This window comes from Halopenitus salinus (assembly GCF_055397165.1).
Genome location: NZ_AP043853.1, coordinates 350,048 through 368,211 on the forward strand (window position 1 = coordinate 350,048; position 18,164 = coordinate 368,211).

18 protein-coding genes and 1 tRNA gene are annotated in these 18,164 nt (G+C 67.5%); 11 read left to right on the plus strand and 8 right to left on the minus strand.

Features of this window, described 5'->3' with window-relative positions; all coding sequences use genetic code 11:
- On the minus strand, nt 1–2,169 hold the full coding sequence (locus tag ACZ5YD_RS03535) for a thioredoxin domain-containing protein (RefSeq protein ID WP_379741659.1): 2,169 nt from the start codon (nt 2,167–2,169) through the stop codon (nt 1–3).
- A gap of 178 nt (nt 2,170–2,347) precedes the next feature.
- Here ACZ5YD_RS03535 and purD point away from each other — a divergent pair, with 178 nt between their 5' ends.
- The 5 genes from purD (at nt 2,348) to ACZ5YD_RS03560 (ending at nt 8,100) form a co-directional block, all read left to right on the plus strand.
- On the plus strand, nt 2,348–3,631 hold the full coding sequence (gene purD / locus ACZ5YD_RS03540) for a phosphoribosylamine--glycine ligase (RefSeq protein ID WP_379741662.1): 1,284 nt from the start codon (nt 2,348–2,350) through the stop codon (nt 3,629–3,631).
- Nucleotides 3,632–3,745: 114 nt separating this feature from the next.
- Nucleotides 3,746–5,011, plus strand: a complete 1,266-nt coding sequence (locus ACZ5YD_RS03545) for a mandelate racemase/muconate lactonizing enzyme family protein (RefSeq protein ID WP_379741665.1) — start codon at nt 3,746–3,748, stop codon at nt 5,009–5,011.
- A 182-nt stretch (nt 5,012–5,193) separates the two neighbouring features.
- Nucleotides 5,194–6,234: a thiamine pyrophosphate-dependent dehydrogenase E1 component subunit alpha gene (locus ACZ5YD_RS03550; RefSeq protein ID WP_379741668.1), complete on the plus strand. Its 1,041-nt coding sequence runs from the start codon at nt 5,194–5,196 to the stop codon at nt 6,232–6,234.
- Nucleotides 6,234–7,229 carry an alpha-ketoacid dehydrogenase subunit beta gene (locus tag ACZ5YD_RS03555; RefSeq protein ID WP_379741671.1) on the plus strand — a complete coding sequence of 332 codons (996 nt, stop codon included), beginning with the start codon at nt 6,234–6,236 and terminating at the stop codon, nt 7,227–7,229. The genes ACZ5YD_RS03550 and ACZ5YD_RS03555 overlap by 1 nt, the downstream gene beginning before the upstream one ends.
- Nucleotides 7,230–7,341: 112 nt before the next feature.
- A complete protein-coding gene (locus ACZ5YD_RS03560) occupies nt 7,342–8,100 on the plus strand; it encodes a DUF4013 domain-containing protein (RefSeq protein WP_379741674.1) in 759 nt (252 codons plus the stop codon).
- 328 nt (nt 8,101–8,428) lie between these two features.
- Here the strand turns inward: ACZ5YD_RS03560 and ACZ5YD_RS03565 are convergent.
- A tRNA-Arg gene (locus tag ACZ5YD_RS03565) sits at nt 8,429–8,503 on the minus strand.
- Between the two features lie 100 nt (nt 8,504–8,603).
- On the opposite strand from ACZ5YD_RS03565, the gene ACZ5YD_RS03570 reads away from it, so the two are divergent.
- From ACZ5YD_RS03570 to ACZ5YD_RS03580, 3 genes are all read left to right on the plus strand, one after another.
- Complete coding sequence (locus ACZ5YD_RS03570; RefSeq protein WP_379741676.1) at nt 8,604–9,452, plus strand: geranylgeranylglycerol-phosphate geranylgeranyltransferase; 849 nt, start codon at nt 8,604–8,606, stop codon at nt 9,450–9,452.
- 181 nt (nt 9,453–9,633) lie between these two features.
- A complete protein-coding gene (locus ACZ5YD_RS03575) occupies nt 9,634–10,242 on the plus strand; it encodes an RAD55 family ATPase (RefSeq protein WP_379741679.1) in 609 nt (202 codons plus the stop codon).
- Nucleotides 10,243–10,398: 156 nt separating this feature from the next.
- Complete coding sequence (locus ACZ5YD_RS03580) at nt 10,399–10,722, plus strand: hypothetical protein (RefSeq protein ID WP_379741682.1); 324 nt, start codon at nt 10,399–10,401, stop codon at nt 10,720–10,722.
- A gap of 38 nt (nt 10,723–10,760) precedes the next feature.
- Here the strand turns inward: ACZ5YD_RS03580 and ACZ5YD_RS03585 are convergent, their stop codons facing one another.
- The 4 genes from ACZ5YD_RS03585 to hisC form a co-directional block, all read right to left on the minus strand.
- A complete protein-coding gene (locus tag ACZ5YD_RS03585) occupies nt 10,761–10,997 on the minus strand; it encodes a DUF7120 family protein (protein ID WP_379741685.1) in 237 nt (78 codons plus the stop codon).
- A 68-nt stretch (nt 10,998–11,065) separates the two neighbouring features.
- A complete protein-coding gene (locus ACZ5YD_RS03590; protein WP_379741688.1) occupies nt 11,066–11,668 on the minus strand; it encodes a CDP-alcohol phosphatidyltransferase family protein in 603 nt (200 codons plus the stop codon).
- Nucleotides 11,669–11,724: 56 nt separating this feature from the next.
- Complete coding sequence (locus ACZ5YD_RS03595) at nt 11,725–12,258, minus strand: adenylate kinase family protein (protein WP_379741691.1); 534 nt, start codon at nt 12,256–12,258, stop codon at nt 11,725–11,727.
- Nucleotides 12,258–13,352 (minus strand): histidinol-phosphate transaminase, encoded by a 1,095-nt coding sequence (gene hisC / locus ACZ5YD_RS03600; protein ID WP_379741694.1) that lies wholly within the window; start codon nt 13,350–13,352, stop codon nt 12,258–12,260. The genes ACZ5YD_RS03595 and hisC overlap by 1 nt, the downstream gene beginning before the upstream one ends.
- Before the next feature lie 206 nt (nt 13,353–13,558).
- Between hisC and ACZ5YD_RS03605 the strand changes: the two genes are divergently transcribed.
- Nucleotides 13,559–14,278, plus strand: coding sequence for a metal-dependent hydrolase (locus ACZ5YD_RS03605; RefSeq protein ID WP_379741812.1), 720 nt, complete (start codon nt 13,559–13,561; stop codon nt 14,276–14,278).
- Between the two features lie 119 nt (nt 14,279–14,397).
- A complete protein-coding gene (locus ACZ5YD_RS03610) occupies nt 14,398–14,796 on the plus strand; it encodes an OsmC family protein (RefSeq protein ID WP_379741697.1) in 399 nt (132 codons plus the stop codon).
- Between the two features lie 92 nt (nt 14,797–14,888).
- On the opposite strand, the gene ACZ5YD_RS03615 is transcribed toward ACZ5YD_RS03610, so the two are convergent.
- The gene (locus ACZ5YD_RS03615) at nt 14,889–15,692 is read right to left on the minus strand and encodes an HAD-IIA family hydrolase (protein WP_379741700.1); all 804 of its coding nucleotides are present in this window, start codon (nt 15,690–15,692) and stop codon (nt 14,889–14,891) included.
- A gap of 142 nt (nt 15,693–15,834) precedes the next feature.
- Here ACZ5YD_RS03615 and ACZ5YD_RS03620 point away from each other — a divergent pair, with 142 nt between their 5' ends.
- Nucleotides 15,835–16,611 (plus strand): GTP cyclohydrolase III, encoded by a 777-nt coding sequence (locus tag ACZ5YD_RS03620; RefSeq protein WP_379741703.1) that lies wholly within the window; start codon nt 15,835–15,837, stop codon nt 16,609–16,611.
- Between the two features lie 72 nt (nt 16,612–16,683).
- Here ACZ5YD_RS03620 and ACZ5YD_RS03625 read toward each other — a convergent pair whose 3' ends face one another.
- Nucleotides 16,684–18,066: an MEDS domain-containing protein gene (locus tag ACZ5YD_RS03625; protein WP_379741705.1), complete on the minus strand. Its 1,383-nt coding sequence runs from the start codon at nt 18,064–18,066 to the stop codon at nt 16,684–16,686.
- Nucleotides 18,067–18,164: the final 98 nt, after the last annotated feature.

The following is an 18,164-nucleotide window of genomic DNA, read 5'->3' on the forward strand; positions in this document are numbered from 1 at the left end:
TCACTCGCGCGCTCGCAGCCACTCGAGGGCGTCCTCGAGGTCGGTCTCCGGCGGCGAGCAGGCGAACCCGTGGCAGGCGTATACGGTCGTTTCGCCGCTCCTCGCGTCGCGGCCGGCCCAGACGGGCGGGACCTCCGTGAGTCCGAGGCGCTCCGTCCACTCGTCGAGGCGATCGTCGTCGCTCGGACGGGGCGCCACCGTCGCGTTCGGGAGATACGTTTCGGAGAGCGTCTCCCACCACCCCGTCGGCAGCTCCGGGCCGACGATCACGAGCTCCGTTCCGCCGCGCTCCAGGCGGTCCGCGAGGAGGGCCAACGAGACGTGTTCGAGCGGGCTCGCCTCGATCCGGTCGGCGTGCGTCTCGACCACTCGTTCGGCGATCCGGCGGTACGGACGGCCGGAATCGCCGCCGACGAAGCCGTCCAGATCCGCGAGCAGGCCTGCGGCGATCCCGACGCTCGAGGGGAGCGAACGGTCGGTCAAATCGCGCGGGCGGACCGAGAGACGGCTCCCCGCCGTTCCGTCCTCGGGCTGTGCCGGCGTCGTGTATATCGTCCCGGCGTCCTCGTCGTAGAAGGCGTCGACGACGCGGTCGGCCAGTTCGATCGCGAACGCCAGGTGGTCGATCTCCCCGGTGACCTGGTAGGTGTCGAACGCGCCGCGAGCCAGGTACGCGTAGTCCCCGAGGTAGCCGGGTCCCTGGCGGTCGCCGTCGATGATGCGCCGGTCGAGTCGGCCCTCCTCGGCGTCCCAGAGGTGTTCTCGGAGGAAGGCGAGCGTCGACTCCGCCCGGTCGGCGAGCGACGGATCGAGGACCCGTGCGCCGGCCGCGAACGCGGAGATCATCCGTCCGTTCCAGCCGGCGATGACCTTCTCGTCGCGTGCGGGGCGAGGGCGTTCCTCGCGGGCCTCGTAGAGCGCCACGCGTGCGTCCATCAGCCGTTCGCCGACGGAACTCCGATCGAGGTCGTACTCCGCCGCGATGTCGTCGATCGACGCCGCGAGCGTCGGGACGGTCGTGCCGCCCTCGAAGTTGCCGCCCGGGGAGATTCCGTAGCGATCGCGAGCCAGGGAGGCGGCGGGCTCCTCGAGGACAGCGTCGACCTCCTCGGGCGTCCAGGTGTAGAAGGCGCCCTCCTCGGGGTCACCGCTCGTGGACGGGCGCGACTCCGGGGGAACGCTTCGGGCGTCGAGCGTGCCGTAGAAACCGCCGTCCCCGTCCGACAGCTCCCGCTCGACGAACGCGAAGGTCTCGCGAGCGATCCGGGCGTATCGCGGATCGCCGGTCTGCTGGTGGGCCCGCAGGTAGACGCGCGGGAGCTCCGCGTTGTCGTAGAGCATCTTCTCGAAGTGCGGGACCGTCCAGGACCGATCGGTCGCGTATCGGTGGAATCCCCCGCCGATCTGGTCGTACACGCCCCCGGCGGCCATCGCGTCGAGCGTTCCGGTCATCGCCTCCGCGAACGCGTCACGGCCGGAGACCGCGTACGCACGCGAGAGCAGTTCGATCCGCCCCGGCTGCGGGAACTTCGGGCCGCTCGATCCGAACCCGCCGTGTTCCTCGTCGTATCCACGCACCGCCGCGGCCGCGCCCTCCTCGAGGATCGCTTCGCCCGGCGACTCGCCCGGCTGGTCGGGCACGGACTCGACGCGGTCGCGCGCCGCGGCCCGCCACTGCTCGGCGCGTGACTCCATCTCCGCGCGCTGGTCTGGGTCGCTCCAGGAGTCGGCGATGCGTTCACAGAGCTGTGTGAATCCCGGCCGGCCGCGGGTCGGCTCCGGCGGGAAGTAGGTGCCGACGTAGAAGGGGTCGCCCTCCGGGGTACACCACGCCGAAAGCGGCCACCCGCCGCCCCCGGTGACGAGCTGGCAGATCGTCATGAACACCGAGTCGACGTCGGGCCGCTCCTCCCGGTCGACCTTGACGGGGACGAACGACTCGTTGAGCAGTTCGGCGACGTCGGGATCCGAGAAGCTCTCCTCCTCCATCACGTGACACCAGTGGCACGCCGAGTAGCCGATGGAGACGAACACCGGCACGTCGTGATCGTCCGCGATCTCGAAGGCCCGGTCGTCCCACGGCTGCCAGTTGATGGGGTTGTCCGCGTGCTGGCGCAGGTACGGACTCGCCTCCGCCGTCAGCCGGTTTCGATCGGTCGGAGTGGTCATGGACGGAGTTGTGCCTCGACGGGGAAAAGCCGTCCTACAGAGGTCCGCGAAGGGAATCCACGGCTTCAGCCGCACGAGGAGATACACGTTGACGGGGTCTCCGATATCCCCACATCCGTGGATCGTCGTGCGGTTTTCAAGGACAAGGTTTACACTACCGTGAGCAAACTTCCCGCGTATGACCGAGACCGTCCTGCTGGTCGGCGGCGGCGGCCGCGAGCACGCGATCGCGCGTGCCCTCGTGGACGACTGTGATCTGTACGCGTGTGCGGCGAACGAGAACCCCGGCATCGTCCGGGCCGCGGCCGGCTTCGAGTCGATCGACGAGACGGACGCGGACGCCATCGTGGAGTACGCGGAGTCCGTGGACGCCGATGCCGCGATCGTCGGCCCCGAGTCGGGCCTGGAAGCGGGCGTCTCCGACGCGCTCGACGCCGCGGGAGTCTACACCTTCGGCCCGCGCGCCGAGGAGGCCCGGATCGAGACGGACAAGGCCTACCAGCGGCGGTTCATGCGCGAGAACGACGTTCCCGGCTGTCCGGACTTCGAGACCTTCGAGGACATGGAGGCGGCCTGCCGATACATCGACGACTACGACGGCGACCTCGCGGTCAAGCCGGCCGGACTAACCGGCGGCAAGGGCGTGAAGGTGATCGGCGACCAGGTCACGGACGAGGAGGCGAAGACGTACCTCCGCGAGTCGGACTACGACCGGGTCGTCCTGGAGGAGCGGCTCGTCGGCGAGGAGTTCACGATCCAGGCGTTCGTCGCGAACGGCGAGGTGCGGACCACGCCCGCGGTCCAGGACCACAAGCGCGCCTACGAGGGCGACGAGGGGCCGAACACCGGCGGGATGGGGTCCTACTCGGATACGGGGTTCTCGCTGCCGTTCATGGACGACGGCGACTACGAGGACGCCGTCTCCATCATCGAGGCGGTCGTCGACGCCCTGCCGGAATACAAGGGCGTCCTCTACGGGCAGTTCATGCTCACCGCCGAGGGTCCGAGGGTCGTCGAGTTCAACGCCCGCTTCGGCGACCCCGAGGCGATGAACACGCTTCCCGTCCTCGAGACGCCGTTCCTCGAGGTCATCACCGCCGCGCGGGACGGCGAGCCGCTCCCGGAACTCGAGTTCACCGGGGAGGCCACCGTCTGCAAGTACGCGGTTCCGGCCGGCTATCCGACCGACCCCGACTCGGGCGCGCGGATCGACGTGGACGAGGAGAGCGTCGGGGACGCGTTGTTGTTCTACGCGAGCGTCGACGCCCGCGAGGACGGCATCTACACGACGACCTCGCGGGCCTTCGCCGTCGTCGGCCTCGGGGACTCCATCTCCGCCGCGGAGAGCGCCGCCGAGGACGCGCTCGCGGCCGCCGGCGACCGCGTTCGGATCCGCCACGACATCGGAACGCGCGACCTCGTCCAACGCCGGATCGACCACATGGAAACGCTTCGCGGGTGAGACGGTCCAGAGAGTCCGGCTGCCGGTGACGGCGGGTACGGTTGATCCGACCGGGGTCCGAGGCCAGGACGCGCAACAAGTTTCATTATAGTGGTGAGTGTCGAGTGAAACGGTATGGCAAACGATTCGAAATATCGCCAGCTCGTCGCGGACATGATGGGCGGCATCGGATGGCGCGATCTACGCGAGACGGATCAGCGTCGCGCGCCGGACCGCGACGTGGAGATCACGGACATCAAGACGGCGGTCGTGGAGGGGAACTTCCCGTGGGTGCTCGTGAAGGTCGAGACCGACGCCGACGTGTACGGGTTGGGTGAGGCGTTCCCCGGCCCGGCCGGCGAGCACGTGGAGTTCCTCAAGCCCGGTCTCGTCGGCCAGAACCCGCTCGACATCGATCGCCTCACCGAGCACATGACCCAGCTGCTTTCGGGCCTGGGCGGGTCGACCGGATACTCCCAGGCGGCGGTCTCGGGGATCGAGATCGCGCTTTGGGACATCGCGGGGAAGCTCACGGGACTGCCGGTCTACCAGCTGCTCGGCGGGAAGTACCGCGACGAGGTCCAGATCTACGCCGACTGCCACGCCGGCGAGAACCTGGCGGAGGCCACCTCACAGGACCCCCGCGACGTGTACTCGCCGGAGTCGTACGCCGAGGCGGCACGCGAGGTCATCGACGAGGGCTTCGGGGCGTTGAAGTTCGACCTCGACGTGAAGATCGAGGACGCAGACACCGCGACGCGGCGACTGTCGCGTCCGGCCATCCAGCACAAGGTCGACATCGTTCGCGCCGTCCGCGAGGAGATCGGCTACGAGCCGACGCTCGGGTTCGACCTCCACTGGAACTTCTCGGTGGAGACCGCGACCAAGATCGCACGGGAGGTCGAGGAGTACGATCTCGACTGGATCGAGGACCCGGTGCCGCCGGAGAGCGCCGAGACCCACCGCAAGGTGTCCGAAAGCACGTCGACGCCCATCCTCGCCGGGGAGAACCTCACCCGTGTCGAGGACTTCCTCCCGTTTTTTTCGGAGCAGGCCCTCGACGTCGCCGCGCCGGACATTCAAAAGTGCGGCGGGCTGCTCGAGTTCCGGAAGATCGCGACCGTGGCCGACGCCTTCGACGTGCCCATCGCGCCACACAACATCTCGAGTCCGATCGGCACGATGGCGAGCGTCCACGTCTGTGCCACCGTCCCCAACGCGTTCGCGCTGGAGTGGCACGCGCGTGAGGTGCCGTGGTGGGACGACATGCACACCGAGAACGCGGACCTCATCCAGGACGGCGCGATAGACGTGCCGGAGGAACCCGGACTCGGAGTCACGCTCGATCCCGACACGGTCGAAGCCCACCTCGCGCCCGGCGAGGAGCTGTTCGAGCTGTAGCGGCTGTTCGAGCTGTATCGTCCGCTCCCTACAGCCGAACGCCCTCGACGGCGACTTCTTCACGTTCGGCAGGTTACCACTCTCGTCCGGTTCCGGACTTCACCGATCGACTTCAAGCGCCCGTCGTCCCGAGACTCCCACCATCAAAACAACTATGTCCGAATGTAGGCAACGCGTCACCAGTGACAGAGATTGACATTCACACGGACGACGGTAAGATCGAGGCACTCCGTCGGATGTTGCTCGTGAGGGAGTTCGAAGACACCGTCCAGGACCGGTTCGCGGACGGCGAGATCCCCGGGTTCGTACACCTCTCGCAGGGCCAGGAGGCCGTCGCGGTGGGCGTCTGCGGGACGCTCACCGTCGACGACTACATCACCAGTACACACCGGGCCCACGGTCACAGCATCGCGAAGGGGCTCGACCCCGACCGTGCACTGGCCGAACTGTACGCGAAGGAGACGGGCTACTGCGACGGAAAGGGCGGCTCGATGCACGTGGCGTCCCTCGACGAGGGGATGCTCGGCGCACAACCCATCGTCGGGGCGAGCGCCCCGCTGGCCGTCGGCGCCGGCCTCACCGCCCAGTACGAGGACGCGGACTGGATCGCCGTCGCGTTCGTCGGCGACGGCGCCACCGCCGCCGGACAGGTCCACGAGGCGTTCAACCTGGCGGCCACCTGGGGCCTGCCGGTCGTGTTCGTCATCGAGAACAACCGCTACTCGGAGGGGATGCGGTTCGACGAACAGCACAACGTCGACGACCTCGTCGACATGGCCGCGAGCTACGGCGTCCCGGGCGAGGTCGTCGACGGACAGGACGTCGAGGCGGTCCACGACGAGATGGCCGAGGCCAAAGAGCGGGCCCTCGACGACGGACCCACCCTGATCGAGGCGAAGACATACCGTTACCGTGGGCACTTCGAGGGCGACCCGCAGCCCTATCGGACCGAGGAGGAGGTCGAGGAGTGGAAGGAAAACCGCGATCCCATCCGGAACTACACGGAGGAGCTCCTCGAGGAGGAAATCCTCTCCGAAGCCGACCACGAGGCGCTCCGCAGCGAGGTCGAGGCGGTCATGGAGGAGGCGGTGACGTTCGCCAGGGAGAGCGAGGAGGCCCCTCCGAGCGCGGCGTACGACGACGTCTTCGTCGAGGACGCGCCCGACGTCGAGGCCCACAGAAGTAGACTGGCGCGCGAGGAATCGAGCTGGGGGACGTACTGATGGTGCAGGCCGACGCGTGCGATGGCGACGCCGACAGGATGACCATCCGTGAGGCCATCCGCGAGGGGCTTCGCGAGGAGATGCAGCGCGACGAGTACGTGATGCTGTACGGACAGGACGAGCGCGACGGCGAGTCCTTCGAGGTCACGGCTGGACTCCACGACGAGTTCGGCGATCGACGCGTGAGGAACACGCCCATCAGCGAGGCTGCGCAGGTCGGGGCCGCCGTGGGTGCGGCGGCGACTGGCCTTCGACCGGTCGTCGAACTCAGCTTCTCGGACTTCATCGGCGTCTGCTTCGACCAGATCATGAACCAGGTCGGCAAGACCCGATACATGTTCGGCGGGGAAAGCGAGGTGCCGCTCGTCCTTCGCGCGACCGAGGGGGGAACCCTCGGTGCCGCCGCCCAGCACTCCGGGACCGTCCACACGCTCGTCTCACACCTGCCCGGGATCAAGGTCGTCGCTCCCGCGACGCCGGCGGCGTCGAAGGGACTCATCAAGGAGAGCGTCCGGTCGGACGACCCGGTGATGTTCTTCGAGAACAAGGCCATCTACGGCGAACGTGGCGAGGTCCGGACCGGCGACCGAACGGTCCCGCTCGGCGAGGCGAGCGTGGAGCGGGCGGGCGACGACGTCACGGTCGTTGCCACCCAGCGGCTGTTCGGCGAGGCGATGGCCGTCGCCGACGACCTCGCGGGCACCGCGGAGTTGGAGGTCATCGATCCGCGGTCGCTGTACCCGCTCGACGCCGAGACGATTCTCGACAGCGTGGCGAAAACCGGCCGTCTCGTCGTCGCCGACGAGAGCCCGATGTCGTACGGATTTCACGCCGAGGTGATGGCTCGGGTGATCGAGGACGGCTTCTTCTCGCTCGACGCGCCGCCACAGCGCGTCGGGGTCGCGGACACGCCCGTCCCGTTCGCACCGGACCTCGAAGCCGAGGTGCTGCCGAGCGCTCCCGACGTCGAACGGGCGGTCCATCGCGTCCTCTGAGTCACCACTCGAGTCGGACCACTCACACACGTCGGCCACACACGTCTCGTTCGGGGTCCGGTAGTCCCATCGTAACTATAGGCATTCGCCGCGTCGTCTCGTCCGATCAGACATGACAACGGAAGAAAAAGAACCGGGGATCCGGACGGGACGTGACGGGGCGAACGACGGACGGGACGACGGCATCGTCGGGGCGGTCGAAACGGCGATCCGATATCCCACGGAGAGCGACGACGTCGCGATGATCGTCGTCATCGGCGGCCTGCTCTCGTTATTCTCGTTTCTCGTCGTCCCGATCTTCCTCCTTTCAGGCTACCTCGTTCGAGTCCTTGACCGGACGGCCGACGGCGACGACGTTCCGCCGGCCTTCGAGGAGTGGGGGGAGCTGGCGATCACCGGCGTGAAGGCGGCCGTGATCGGGTTCGTCTACGCCCTCCTTCCCGCCATCGTTGGCGGCGGCGTCGTCCTCCTCGGGGGCGTCGGAATCGGTCTCGGAGGGGACGGACCGTTGGCCGGCATCGGCGTCCTTGGCGTGATCCTCGGCGGGCTCCTGTGGGGTGGCCTCGCGTTGCTCGTCTCCTACCTGCTTCCGGCGGCGCTGGCCAACTTCGCACGAACGGAGTCCATCGGGGCCGGGTTCGACTTCGGGACGCTGTCTACGATCTGGACGTCCCGACCGTACGCCCTCGCGTGGGTGACGATGATCCTGGTGTTTTTGATCGGCGGACTGGTCGTCGGGGTCCTCAACGTGGTTCCGATCCTCGGAACGATCGCCGGGGCGTTCGTCGGGTTCTACTTCGCGGTCGCCGCGTACTCGGTCATCGGCCGCGCCTGGGCGGACTTCCCGGTCGCCGCTCACGACGGTCGGTGAGGTGCGGTGAATCGGTGACCTTCGAGCGCCGACGTACGGCGACGTCGCGATCGCAGTTCCCGGGGGCACGGACCCACCCCATCCCTCAAGAGACATGCCTCGCCACAGGCGTGGCAGTGGTACCGCCGGTAGGCGAGATACCAGCGATTATCCACGGAAATCCCCTCCGTTTGCGGAGGTTATTGCACGACGTGACGGGGGCGCAACTCGTGACGAGTTGGGATCCAATTTTAGAGCCCTTCCGCAAACACGCGATTCTCCGTAAATCGGCGAGTAAGAGGTCTCTAAAAGGTATTTGAGTTTAGCCGCGAATCGTGTCGTGACAGGATGGGCGCTGCAGGATTTGAACCCGCGGCAGCTTGGTCCGAAGCCAAGTACTCTGTCCAGGCTGAGCTAAGCGCCCTCGATACCTGGGTAGTCCGGTCGGGTGTTTAAGTCCCGCGATCCGGATCGCGATCGGGAACCGCCATCCCTTTTAAGCCGTCGCGGTCTCGTGGTGACGTATGTCGATGGGCCGGACCGCACGGGGTGCACTCGAGTTGACGCGGCCCCTCAACGCGGTTTCCGCCGGCGTCCTCACGTTCACGGGCGCGTACGTCGCCGGCGGCGAGGTGCTTGCCGGGGACGCGCCCGCCGTCGCGGCCGCCGTGTGCGCGACCGTTCTCGCCACGGGCGCCGGGAACGCCGTGAACGACTACTTCGACCGGGAGATCGACCGAGTCAACAGACCGGATCGGCCGATCCCACGCGGCGCGATCTCGGCGAGGGGCGCGCTCGCGTTCGCCATCGTCCTGTTCGGTGGCGCGATCGGAGCCGCGCTCCTCCTGCCGCCCGCAGCCATCGGGATCGCCGTGTTCAACCTCGCGTTGCTGCTCGCGTACACGGAACTGTTCAAGGGGCTTCCGGGCGTGGGAAACGTCGTCGTCGGGTTTCTCACCGGCTCCACGTTCCTCTTCGGCGGCGCGGCCGTTGGGTCCCCGTTCGGGGCCGGCGTGCTCTTCGTGCTGGCGGCGGTCGCGACGATCACGAGGGAGATCATAAAGGACGTGGAGGACGTCGCCGGCGATCGCGAGGAGGGACTCAACACGCTCCCGATCGTGATCGGCGAGCGGAACGCGACGTGGATCGGGATCGCCATCCTCGCGACGGCGGTGGCGGCGAGCGCGCTCCCGTTTTTCCGCGGCGACTTCGGGACGGCGTACCTCCTCGTCATCGTCCCGGCCGATCTCGTGATGCTCGCCGCGGCCGTACGGTCGCTTCGGGACCCGGCGAGCGCACAGCGGCGGCTGAAGGCGGGGATGCTTCTCGCGGTGGTGGCGTTCATCGCCGGGCGGGCGGCGCCGTTCGGATGAGGACCGTCGACGTCCGTCCGATGGAGCCCGCCCCGCCGGCGCCCGGCGGATTCGTCTGACGGTGATCAAAAAGAATATTATCCGCACGACTCATCCTACTGACACCTGATGAACCCCGGCAGGACGGTGCGCCGATCGATCGCATGCCCGCGGCTCGAAGCGGGAGACGCGGGGCCCACAGATGTATGACCTCCGTCCACACCTCGACGCCGAGGTGGATCCGGGAACGAACCTCCTCGTGAGCGGTCCGGCGATGACCGGAAAACGAAGCCTCGTGCTCGACGTTCTCGCGGAGGGGACGCGGGGCGGCGACTCCTCCATCATCGTGACGACGAAGGACGGCGCGGATCGCGTCCTGAAGGATTACCGAAAGCGGATCGACTACGAGGACCGGCCGGTGGCGGTCGTCGACTGCGTCTCCCGCCAGCAGGGAGTCGACGACGTCCGCGACGACGACCGGATCAAGTACGCCTCCTCGCCGGTCGACATGACCGGGATCGGGATCAAGCTCTCGGAGTTCCTGGAGGCATTCTACACCGACCGCGGGATCGAGCGCAACCGGATCATGGTCCACTCGTTGTCGACGCTTCTCATGTACGCGGAGCTGCAGACGGTGTTCCGGTTTCTCCACGTCTTCACCGGCCGGGTGCAGAGCGTCGACGGGCTCGGGCTCTTTTGTATCGACTCGACGGCCCACGACGACCAGACGATGAACACGCTCAAACAGCTGTTCGACGGGATCATCACCACGAACGAGGACGCGGAACCGACCGTTCGGCTCGCGCGGTGAGGATCGCACACGTCGTCGCGACTCGTCGCCGTGAAGCGTACGGCCCGTCCGCCGCAAGTACCAGACACGGAGACACGACCGCATGAACACGACCGCATGAAGCCCTGCATGGTCGGGATGGCCACGCTTTTATCGACCAGCGTCGATCCACGTGGTATGTCTACCCACGACTCCGACCTCGACGGGGAGGTTCGAGAGGAGGGATCGCAACTGCTTCCCTTCGATCTGGTTCGACCCGACCGGTTGCGCTGGGAGTGGGGATCACGCGTGATCGACGACGAGGAGACCACCCTCCAGGGCGTCTGGAGACACGACGGAAGTTCGTGGGATCTCTCCGTCTTCCGGGTGACGGAGGGGACGGTCGTCGTTCGAGTCCGGACGCCTGCAGGACGCGAGCGGTTCTACGGAACCCTGCGATCGGAGGCTCGTTCGGCGCTCTCGAAGCTGGAGGCGGCGGCGTCCTGGCGGCGAACGGCGTAATTCGGGACCGGGATTGGGACCGAATCCGCAAGAAAGGGCTACAGGCGGTCGTCCTCGATGCTTCCTGGGTCCTGGGCGGTGTCGAACATGTTGTTCTCCGCGCTCTCCATCATCTCGTCGCGCGGCTCGTCGTCGACGATGCTGACGTTGTAGGCCTCGATTCCCGAGGAGATGAGCTCCTCGGCCGCTTGTTCCTCGCTCACGAACTCCTGTTCGGCCAGCTGTTGGAACTCGGAGTAGACGTCGTCGGAGAGGGACAACTCGAAGGTGGGCATGGTCGGATCTATCCCGTGCCTCCTTTTAAGCTCTTGGCTCGCCGCCGATATCGCGGGAACTCCCGCACTCAGAGATCCGACCAGGCGCCCCAAAACCGCTGGAGTGCGGTGAGGTGACCGACGACGGCGAACAGGGCGAGGAGCGCGCCGACGATCCCGACGTCGGCGACGATCGATCCGGAGTGGAGAGCGGCGAGGGCGCCCGTGATCCCGACGAGCGCGAGCCGGTCCGCTCGACCGAGCAGTCCACCGTACTCGCGGCCGAGCCCGACCGCCTGGATCTGCGTCCCGAGGTAGGAGGTCATCAACACGCCGGTGACGGCGGCGAGACCGAGCCCGTACCGTCCGATCCCGGCCGCGAGCCCCGCGAGGATCGCGATGTCGGCGTAGCGGTCGAGGACGTGGTCGAGCAGGTCGCCGCCGGAGGACTCGATGCCCTGCTCTCGCGCCAGCGCGCCGTCGACGAGATCGAGCCAGCCGTTCGCGAAGACGAGAAGCGCGCCGGCGAGGTACCCGGCCGTCGTCGCGAGCGAGAAGGCCAGACCGGCCGCGATCGCGGCGAAAAAGGCGATCACGCTCACCCAGTCGGGAGTCAGTCCGACCCGGTCCGCGGCGGTCACCCAGGGGCCGAGCAGTCGGTCCGCGAGGGGCCGCAGTCGGTCGAGCGTCATCGGTCTCCTCCCGACGTCATCGGTCTCCTCCCGACGTCATCGGCCTTTCCCCCCATCTACAGGTACCCGGTGAAGTCGACGGTCCCGACGCTCGGGTCGCGGTCCCCGTCGAGAACTCGTTCGATCTCGGCCGCGACGGCGTCGGGGTCGCGGTCGGTCGTGTCGATCTCGTAGACGTGCTCGCGGCCGAACCGCTCGACCGCCTCCGAGAGGATCACGTCGAGGGCCTCGCTTTCGGCGTTCTCGTGCGCCGTCGCCTCCGGCTCTCCGCGTTCGAGGAGTCGGTCCTCGAGGACTTCGGGCGCACACCGAAGCACGACGACGCGATCGGCCTCGAAGTGGTGCGCGAGGTGTGACTCCAGGATCCCGTCCCAGTCACCGAGCCGGTCGGAGATCGCCTCGAGGTCCGCGACGAGCGACCCGCGGTCCTCGTCGCGTTCGGTCCAGAGGTCCGCCTCGGACTCGATCAGCTCGTTGAGGTGGATGACGTTCATGTCCTCCCCGGACTCTCGAGATCCGTCCTCGTCCGCGAGTCGCTCCGTCGCCGACGTCTTTCCGGTTCCGGGTGTTCCGGTGACGGCCACGCGCATCAGGCGTCCACCTCGGGTTCGATCCGCTCGAGGACGCCGTTTATCCGCTCTGCGGCGGTCCGCGTCTCCTCGCGCGTCCCGGTCGTGATCCTGATGCAGTCCGGCAGTCCGAAGGAGGTGCAATCGCGGACGATGACGCCCTCCTCCTGGAGAGCTTCGGTCACCCGATCGGCGTCGCCAACCGCCGCGAGAACGAAGTTGCCGGCGGACTCGAAGGTCGGCGCGTCGAGGGTCTCCCGGAGGTACTCGCGTCCCCACCGGGCCGACTCGATCGATCGCTCGAGGTGATCGTCGTCGTCGAGCGCCGCCAGTGCGGCTCGACAGGCCAACTCGCTCGCCGCGAAGGGCGTGTTGACCCGGGCGTACGCGTCGGCCCAGGCTTCGGGGACGAGCGCGTATCCCACGCGCAGACCCGCGAGCCCGTAGGCCTTCGAGAACGTCCGGAGCACGGCGACGTCGTCGCGGTCGTCGAGCAGCGAGACAGCCGAGGTCAGCTCCGCGAACTCGCCGTAGGCCTCGTCGACGACGACGAGCGTCTCCTCGGCCGTCGCGTCGGCGAGCAGGCGAACCTCCTCGATCGACATCGTCGAGCCGGTGGGATTGTGCGGGGAGGTGACGTAGATGATCCGCTCGCCCTCGTAGACGTCGAGGACGGTCTCCGCGGTCTGTGTGAACGAATCGCTCCGGTCCAGGGAGTACGTCGAGACCTCTCCGTGGTGGTACTTCGCGGACATGCCGTAGTAGGCGAACCCGGGTTCGGGCACGAGCACCCGGTCGCCCGGCTCGAGCATCGCCCGCGAGAGGTAGTCGATCGAGCCGTCGGCGCCCGCGGACACCCAGACCTGCTCCTCGCTCACGTCCCACCGGTCGGCGAGACGGGCACGCAGGTCCGCGTGTGAGGATTTGGGATAGACACGTATCGCCTCCGCGTGCTCGCGGATGGCGGCGACGGCGTCGGGGCTCGCGCCGTGTGGGTTCTCGTTCGAGGAGAGCGTGATCAGCTCCTCGGGGTCCATCCCGAGCTCGCGGGCGACCTCCTCGTCGCCGCGGCCGGGCACGTACGGGGAGTGATCCGAGAGGTCCCGTGGTTGCATATGGTCCCGTGGGCGTGCGTCGCCCTTAAGGGTGCAGCTTTCGGGAGTTGGGTATTGCACGGTTCCGGACTCCGAGAGTACCTCGTTCCGGAGCCGGCGGTTGTGGCGTTCCGGAGCCGGACGTTGGCGTTCGCTCCACTTTCGCCTTACGCTCGTTCCGTCGGCGGCGGCATTTAATAGGTATCCGACCGACGGTGTAGGTGACCATGGAGCTCACCTGGCACGGCCACTCCACGTGGCACGTTTCCGTCGGCGGAACCGACCTGCTCATCGATCCGTTCTTCGACAACCCGAAGACGGACGTCTCACCCGAGGAGCTCGATCCGGACTACCTCCTTTTGACCCACGGCCACGCCGATCACATCGGCGACGCCGACCGCTACGAGGACGCGACCGTGGTCGCGACGCCGGAGCTGGCGTCGTATCTTCAGGACACCTTCGGTCACGATAAGGCCGTGGGGGGAATGGGAATGAACCTCGGCGGGACCGTGGAGTGCGGCGACGCGTGGGTGACGATGGTCCGGGCGGACCACTCGAACGGCATCGAGACGGACTACGGCGCGTCCGCCGGGATGCCCGCCGGGTTCGTGATCTCCGACTCGAAGCCGACCCAGGAGTCCGACGCCGACACCTCGACGTTCTACCACGCCGGGGACACGAGCCTGATGGTCGAGATGCGCGAGGTCATCGGCCCGTTCCTCGAGCCCGACGCCGCCGCGTTGCCGGCCGGCGACCACTTCACGATGGGGCCGGCACAGGCCGCGATCGCCGCCGACTGGGTCGGCGCGGACGTCGCCTTCCCGATGCACTACGACTCGTTCCCGCCGATCGAGATCGATACCGACGACTTCGTCCGCGAGGTCGAGGCGACCGCCGGTCCGAGCGAGGCCGTGATCCTCGAGGGCGACGAGACCTACGAACTGTGACGTCGCTCGCGGTCCGGCCGCTTTCGATCAAGCTGCTCGCGGTCGGGCCGGTCCCGGCCGGGCCGCCGTCGATCGAGGCCGATACGCTTTAGGACGTCTCCGACGGAGATGGGGACGTCATGTCCGACATCGAGACCACGACGGTGAGCGAGGAGGGCTACGCGTGTACGAGCCAGGTCGGCGACTTCGACCTGCAGGTTGATGCGACCGGCGAGACGGGTCCTGACCCGAACTCGACGCTCGTGGCCACCTACGCCTCCTGTTACATCCCGGCGTTCCGCGTCGGCGGCCAACAGCGCGGCGTCGACGACCTCGGGAAGGTACAGATCGACGCGTCGGCGGAGCTCGACGACGAGGACGACCTCGCGTCCATCGCCTTCGACCTCCACGTCGAGGCCGACCTCGACGACGACGAGCTCGCGGAGATCGTAGAGCGCGGCGAGGACATCTGTCACGTCCACTCGGCGCTTCGTGAGGGGCTTCGCGCCGACATCTCGGCCTACGGAGACGCGTTCTAGACGCCGACGCGACATCTACGTTGACGCTGTATCGACGAGCGGATTGGCGCCGGTGACCCCGCTCGAACTCGGATTTTTTCACCCGCGCGCCTTCACCCGGACCGAGGTCCACGATCCACTCGGAGGATCCGATCGATGTCAGCGAGCGAATCGAGCACGTAGTCCGGATCGTACGGGCTGTCCGCGACGTCGGCCTCGTCCGTGACGCCGGTCGTCACGAGCGCCGTCGTCATGCCCGCGCGTTCGCCGAGGGCGACGTCCGTATCGAGGCGGTCGCCGACCACGAGACAGTCCTCGGGGGCGACCCCGATCCGTCGCGTGACGAGGTCGATCGCGGGGTCGGACGGCTTGCCGCAGACGAGATCCGGCTCACGCTCCGCGACGCCGGCGATCGCGTTGATGACCGCACCCGATCCCGGGACGTCGCGTTCGCGCGCTGGGATGACGACGTCCGGGTCGGTCCCGAGGAAGGGGATCCCGTCCTCGAGGACCCAAAGCGCCCGCGAGAGGTCTTCGTAGTCGAACTTCCGGTCCAGGGAGGCGAGGAGGACCTCGGCGTCCTCGATCGACTCCGTCGTCGAGAGGCCGGCCGACGAGAGCAGCTTGAAGAGCCCCGACTCGCCGATCACGAACAGCTCGTCGTCCGCGTGGTGGCGTTTCAGGTACTCGACCGTGACCGTTCCGGCCGTTATCACGCGATCGGCGTCGACGGCGAACCCGGCCGACCCGAGCCGGTCGACGTAGGCCGCGGGCGGCTTCGTCGGGTTGTTGGAGACGAAAAGCGGCTCCAGTCCCGCCTCCGCCGCGATCCGGTATCCCTCGGACGCGCCGTCGATCGGCTCGTCGCCGCGAACGACGGTTCCGTCGACGTCGAGGACGATCCCCTCGTAGTCCATGTTCGAGGGAGGCGCGCCAGACAAGTAGGGGTTCCGGGACGAAACGACGCGGTGGTTCCGCACATCATAACGAATTCGAGATCGCGTTCACGGATCGGATAACGGAACCCTCAAGCGGCGGTAGGTCCCACACGAAAACATCGTGACGACTACCCAGGTAACGCTCGTCCAGATCGACAACTACGGGCCCTGGACGGTCACTCCGGATCCGCGCCGCGAGATGGACCTCCAGACGATGCAGTCGCGGCTGTTCGCCGACCTGGCACAGTTCGTCGGATCGCGTGACGGATACGTCTTCTTCACGCGGTTCGACAACATGGTGGCGGTGACGAACGGCCTCGATTCGGCGGCCCACGAGCGGCTGCAGGCCACGGTCCGGAACCGGTATCCGGTCACCGTCAGCCTCGGCGTCGACGTCGCGGAGCGACCGATCGACGCCCTCGAGACGGCCACCGGCAGGGTCCAGAACGCCGGGAGCGCACAGGACGGTGACCGCCGGGAGGTGCTCGCGGGGACCTATCGCGAGGAGAGCGACGACGACGACGTCGCCATCGCCCACTTCGACGTGAACAACGCGACGGGCAAGTACACGGACCGGCTCAACGAGTTCGACTCGTTCATCCGGATCGAGCAGGGCTACGCCGCGTTGATGCGCTACATGCGCGAGGAACACGGCGCGTTGTCCTTCTTCGTGGGGGGAGACAACGTCATCGCGGCCTGTCCGGACCTCGATCAGGCGGACTATCGCGCGGCGATCGACCACGTCAACGAGGCCGCTGACGTCGATCTGAAGGTCGGCGTCGGACACGGTCGCTCCGCCCACGAGGCCGGATTCGCGGCGAAACACGCCCTGGAGGACTGCCGGTACGAGGGGACGACCGTCGAGTTCGCCGGGGCGACCTCCGCGACCCCCGAGTGATCGTGGTGGCGACCGATCGGTCGAGCGATCGTCAACTCCGGAAATCCCAGGTGACCCTCGGCCGATCGGGACTCACCGATCGATGAGCGGGAGGGAAAGGCGGATCTCCGAGCGCTCGTCCGCGTTTTCGGGGAACGAGATGGTCCCGTTAGAGGCCTCCACGACCCACTTCACGAGCCAGAGGCCGATCCCCCCGCCGTGTTCGAGCGGGGTCTCCTGGCCGCCCAAGAGCGCCTTTCTGTCGTCCTCGGGGATCGGATCGCCGGGGTTTGCGACCGACACCGTCCCGGAGTTGGAGCCGGTCTCGTCGATCCGGATCGAGACCGCGGGAGGGTCGTGGTCCTGATGGGTAACGGCATTGGTGATGGTCTCCGCGAGGGCGGCATCGAGGTTCACGTGGGCGAGGACCCGGATCGGTCCGTCGCCCTCGAGTTCGATCCGTGCGTCCGGATGCAGTTCACGCACGTCGGCCATCGCGTCCTCCACCGCCGAGACGAGTTCAGTCGCGTGAACGGTGTCCTCCGAGAGGGTCTCCTGGATGTACCTGGCCTTCTCGGAGAGATCGACGACCCGTTCGGCGTACTCCAGACAGATCTCGATGGACTCGAGCGCCTCGGAACCCGGATCGAGGTCCGTCTGCAACAGCTCGAGGTGGCCGAGGATGACGTTCAGCTCGTTTCGGATGTTGTGTCTCAGCGTTCGATCGACGACGGCGAGCCGCTGTTCGCGCTCGGAGAGCTGGTTTCGGACCCGGGCCAGCTCCCGGGTCTGTTCGAGCTGTAGCCGAACGCCGTCGTGTGCCTTCGTCGCGGGCGAGTACGTCGACGGCGGGACGTAAAACGGGTTCTCACAGACGGTGTCACGGTAGATCACGTGTTCGTGGGTCCAGAGGGCTTTCGCGATCGACCGATCGTCGAACCGGTTCATGTCGTATTGACACATCGCGGTGACGGGACGGTCCGGACATCGGTCGTCGAAGGCGACCTCGAACTCGAGGATCTCGTCGAACTCCGCGTCGACGCCGAAGCTCCAGGAGTTCTCCCCGGCGACGGCGAGTCCCGCGTACTCGTCGTCGACGCTCTCCTCGGAGAGGTCCGCGAGCAGGTCCGCCATTCGGTTCGGGTCGAATCCGTCCTCGAGGTAGACCTCGGATGCGTGGTGTATCTCGAGCGTCCCGTCCTCGAGGTGGCGATCCACGCCGATTCCCGCCGTCTCGAGGAGTCGCTCGACCGCGGGGACGTCGTTCGTGTCGGCGAGGTAGAGACAGCGATCGCCCCGCCGGAGCGCGGTCTCGACGAACGCGGCCGCCGCTCGCCGCTGTTCGGCCGGGGCGTCATAAAACAGCGCGAGGTGTCGGCCGACGTCCTCGCGCTCGAGGGACGTACGCAGGGTCTCATACCGGAGAGCGTCGACCGCGACGTCGTCCGATCCCGATCCGACCTCCGGTTTGGACATGTCGCTCCGTCCGTGCCGCTCGCCATTAGGGCTTCTGCTGTGTGTCGCACCCGCTCCTCGACGGCGTCACACGCAGGGCGTCAATGAACGGAGGAGTC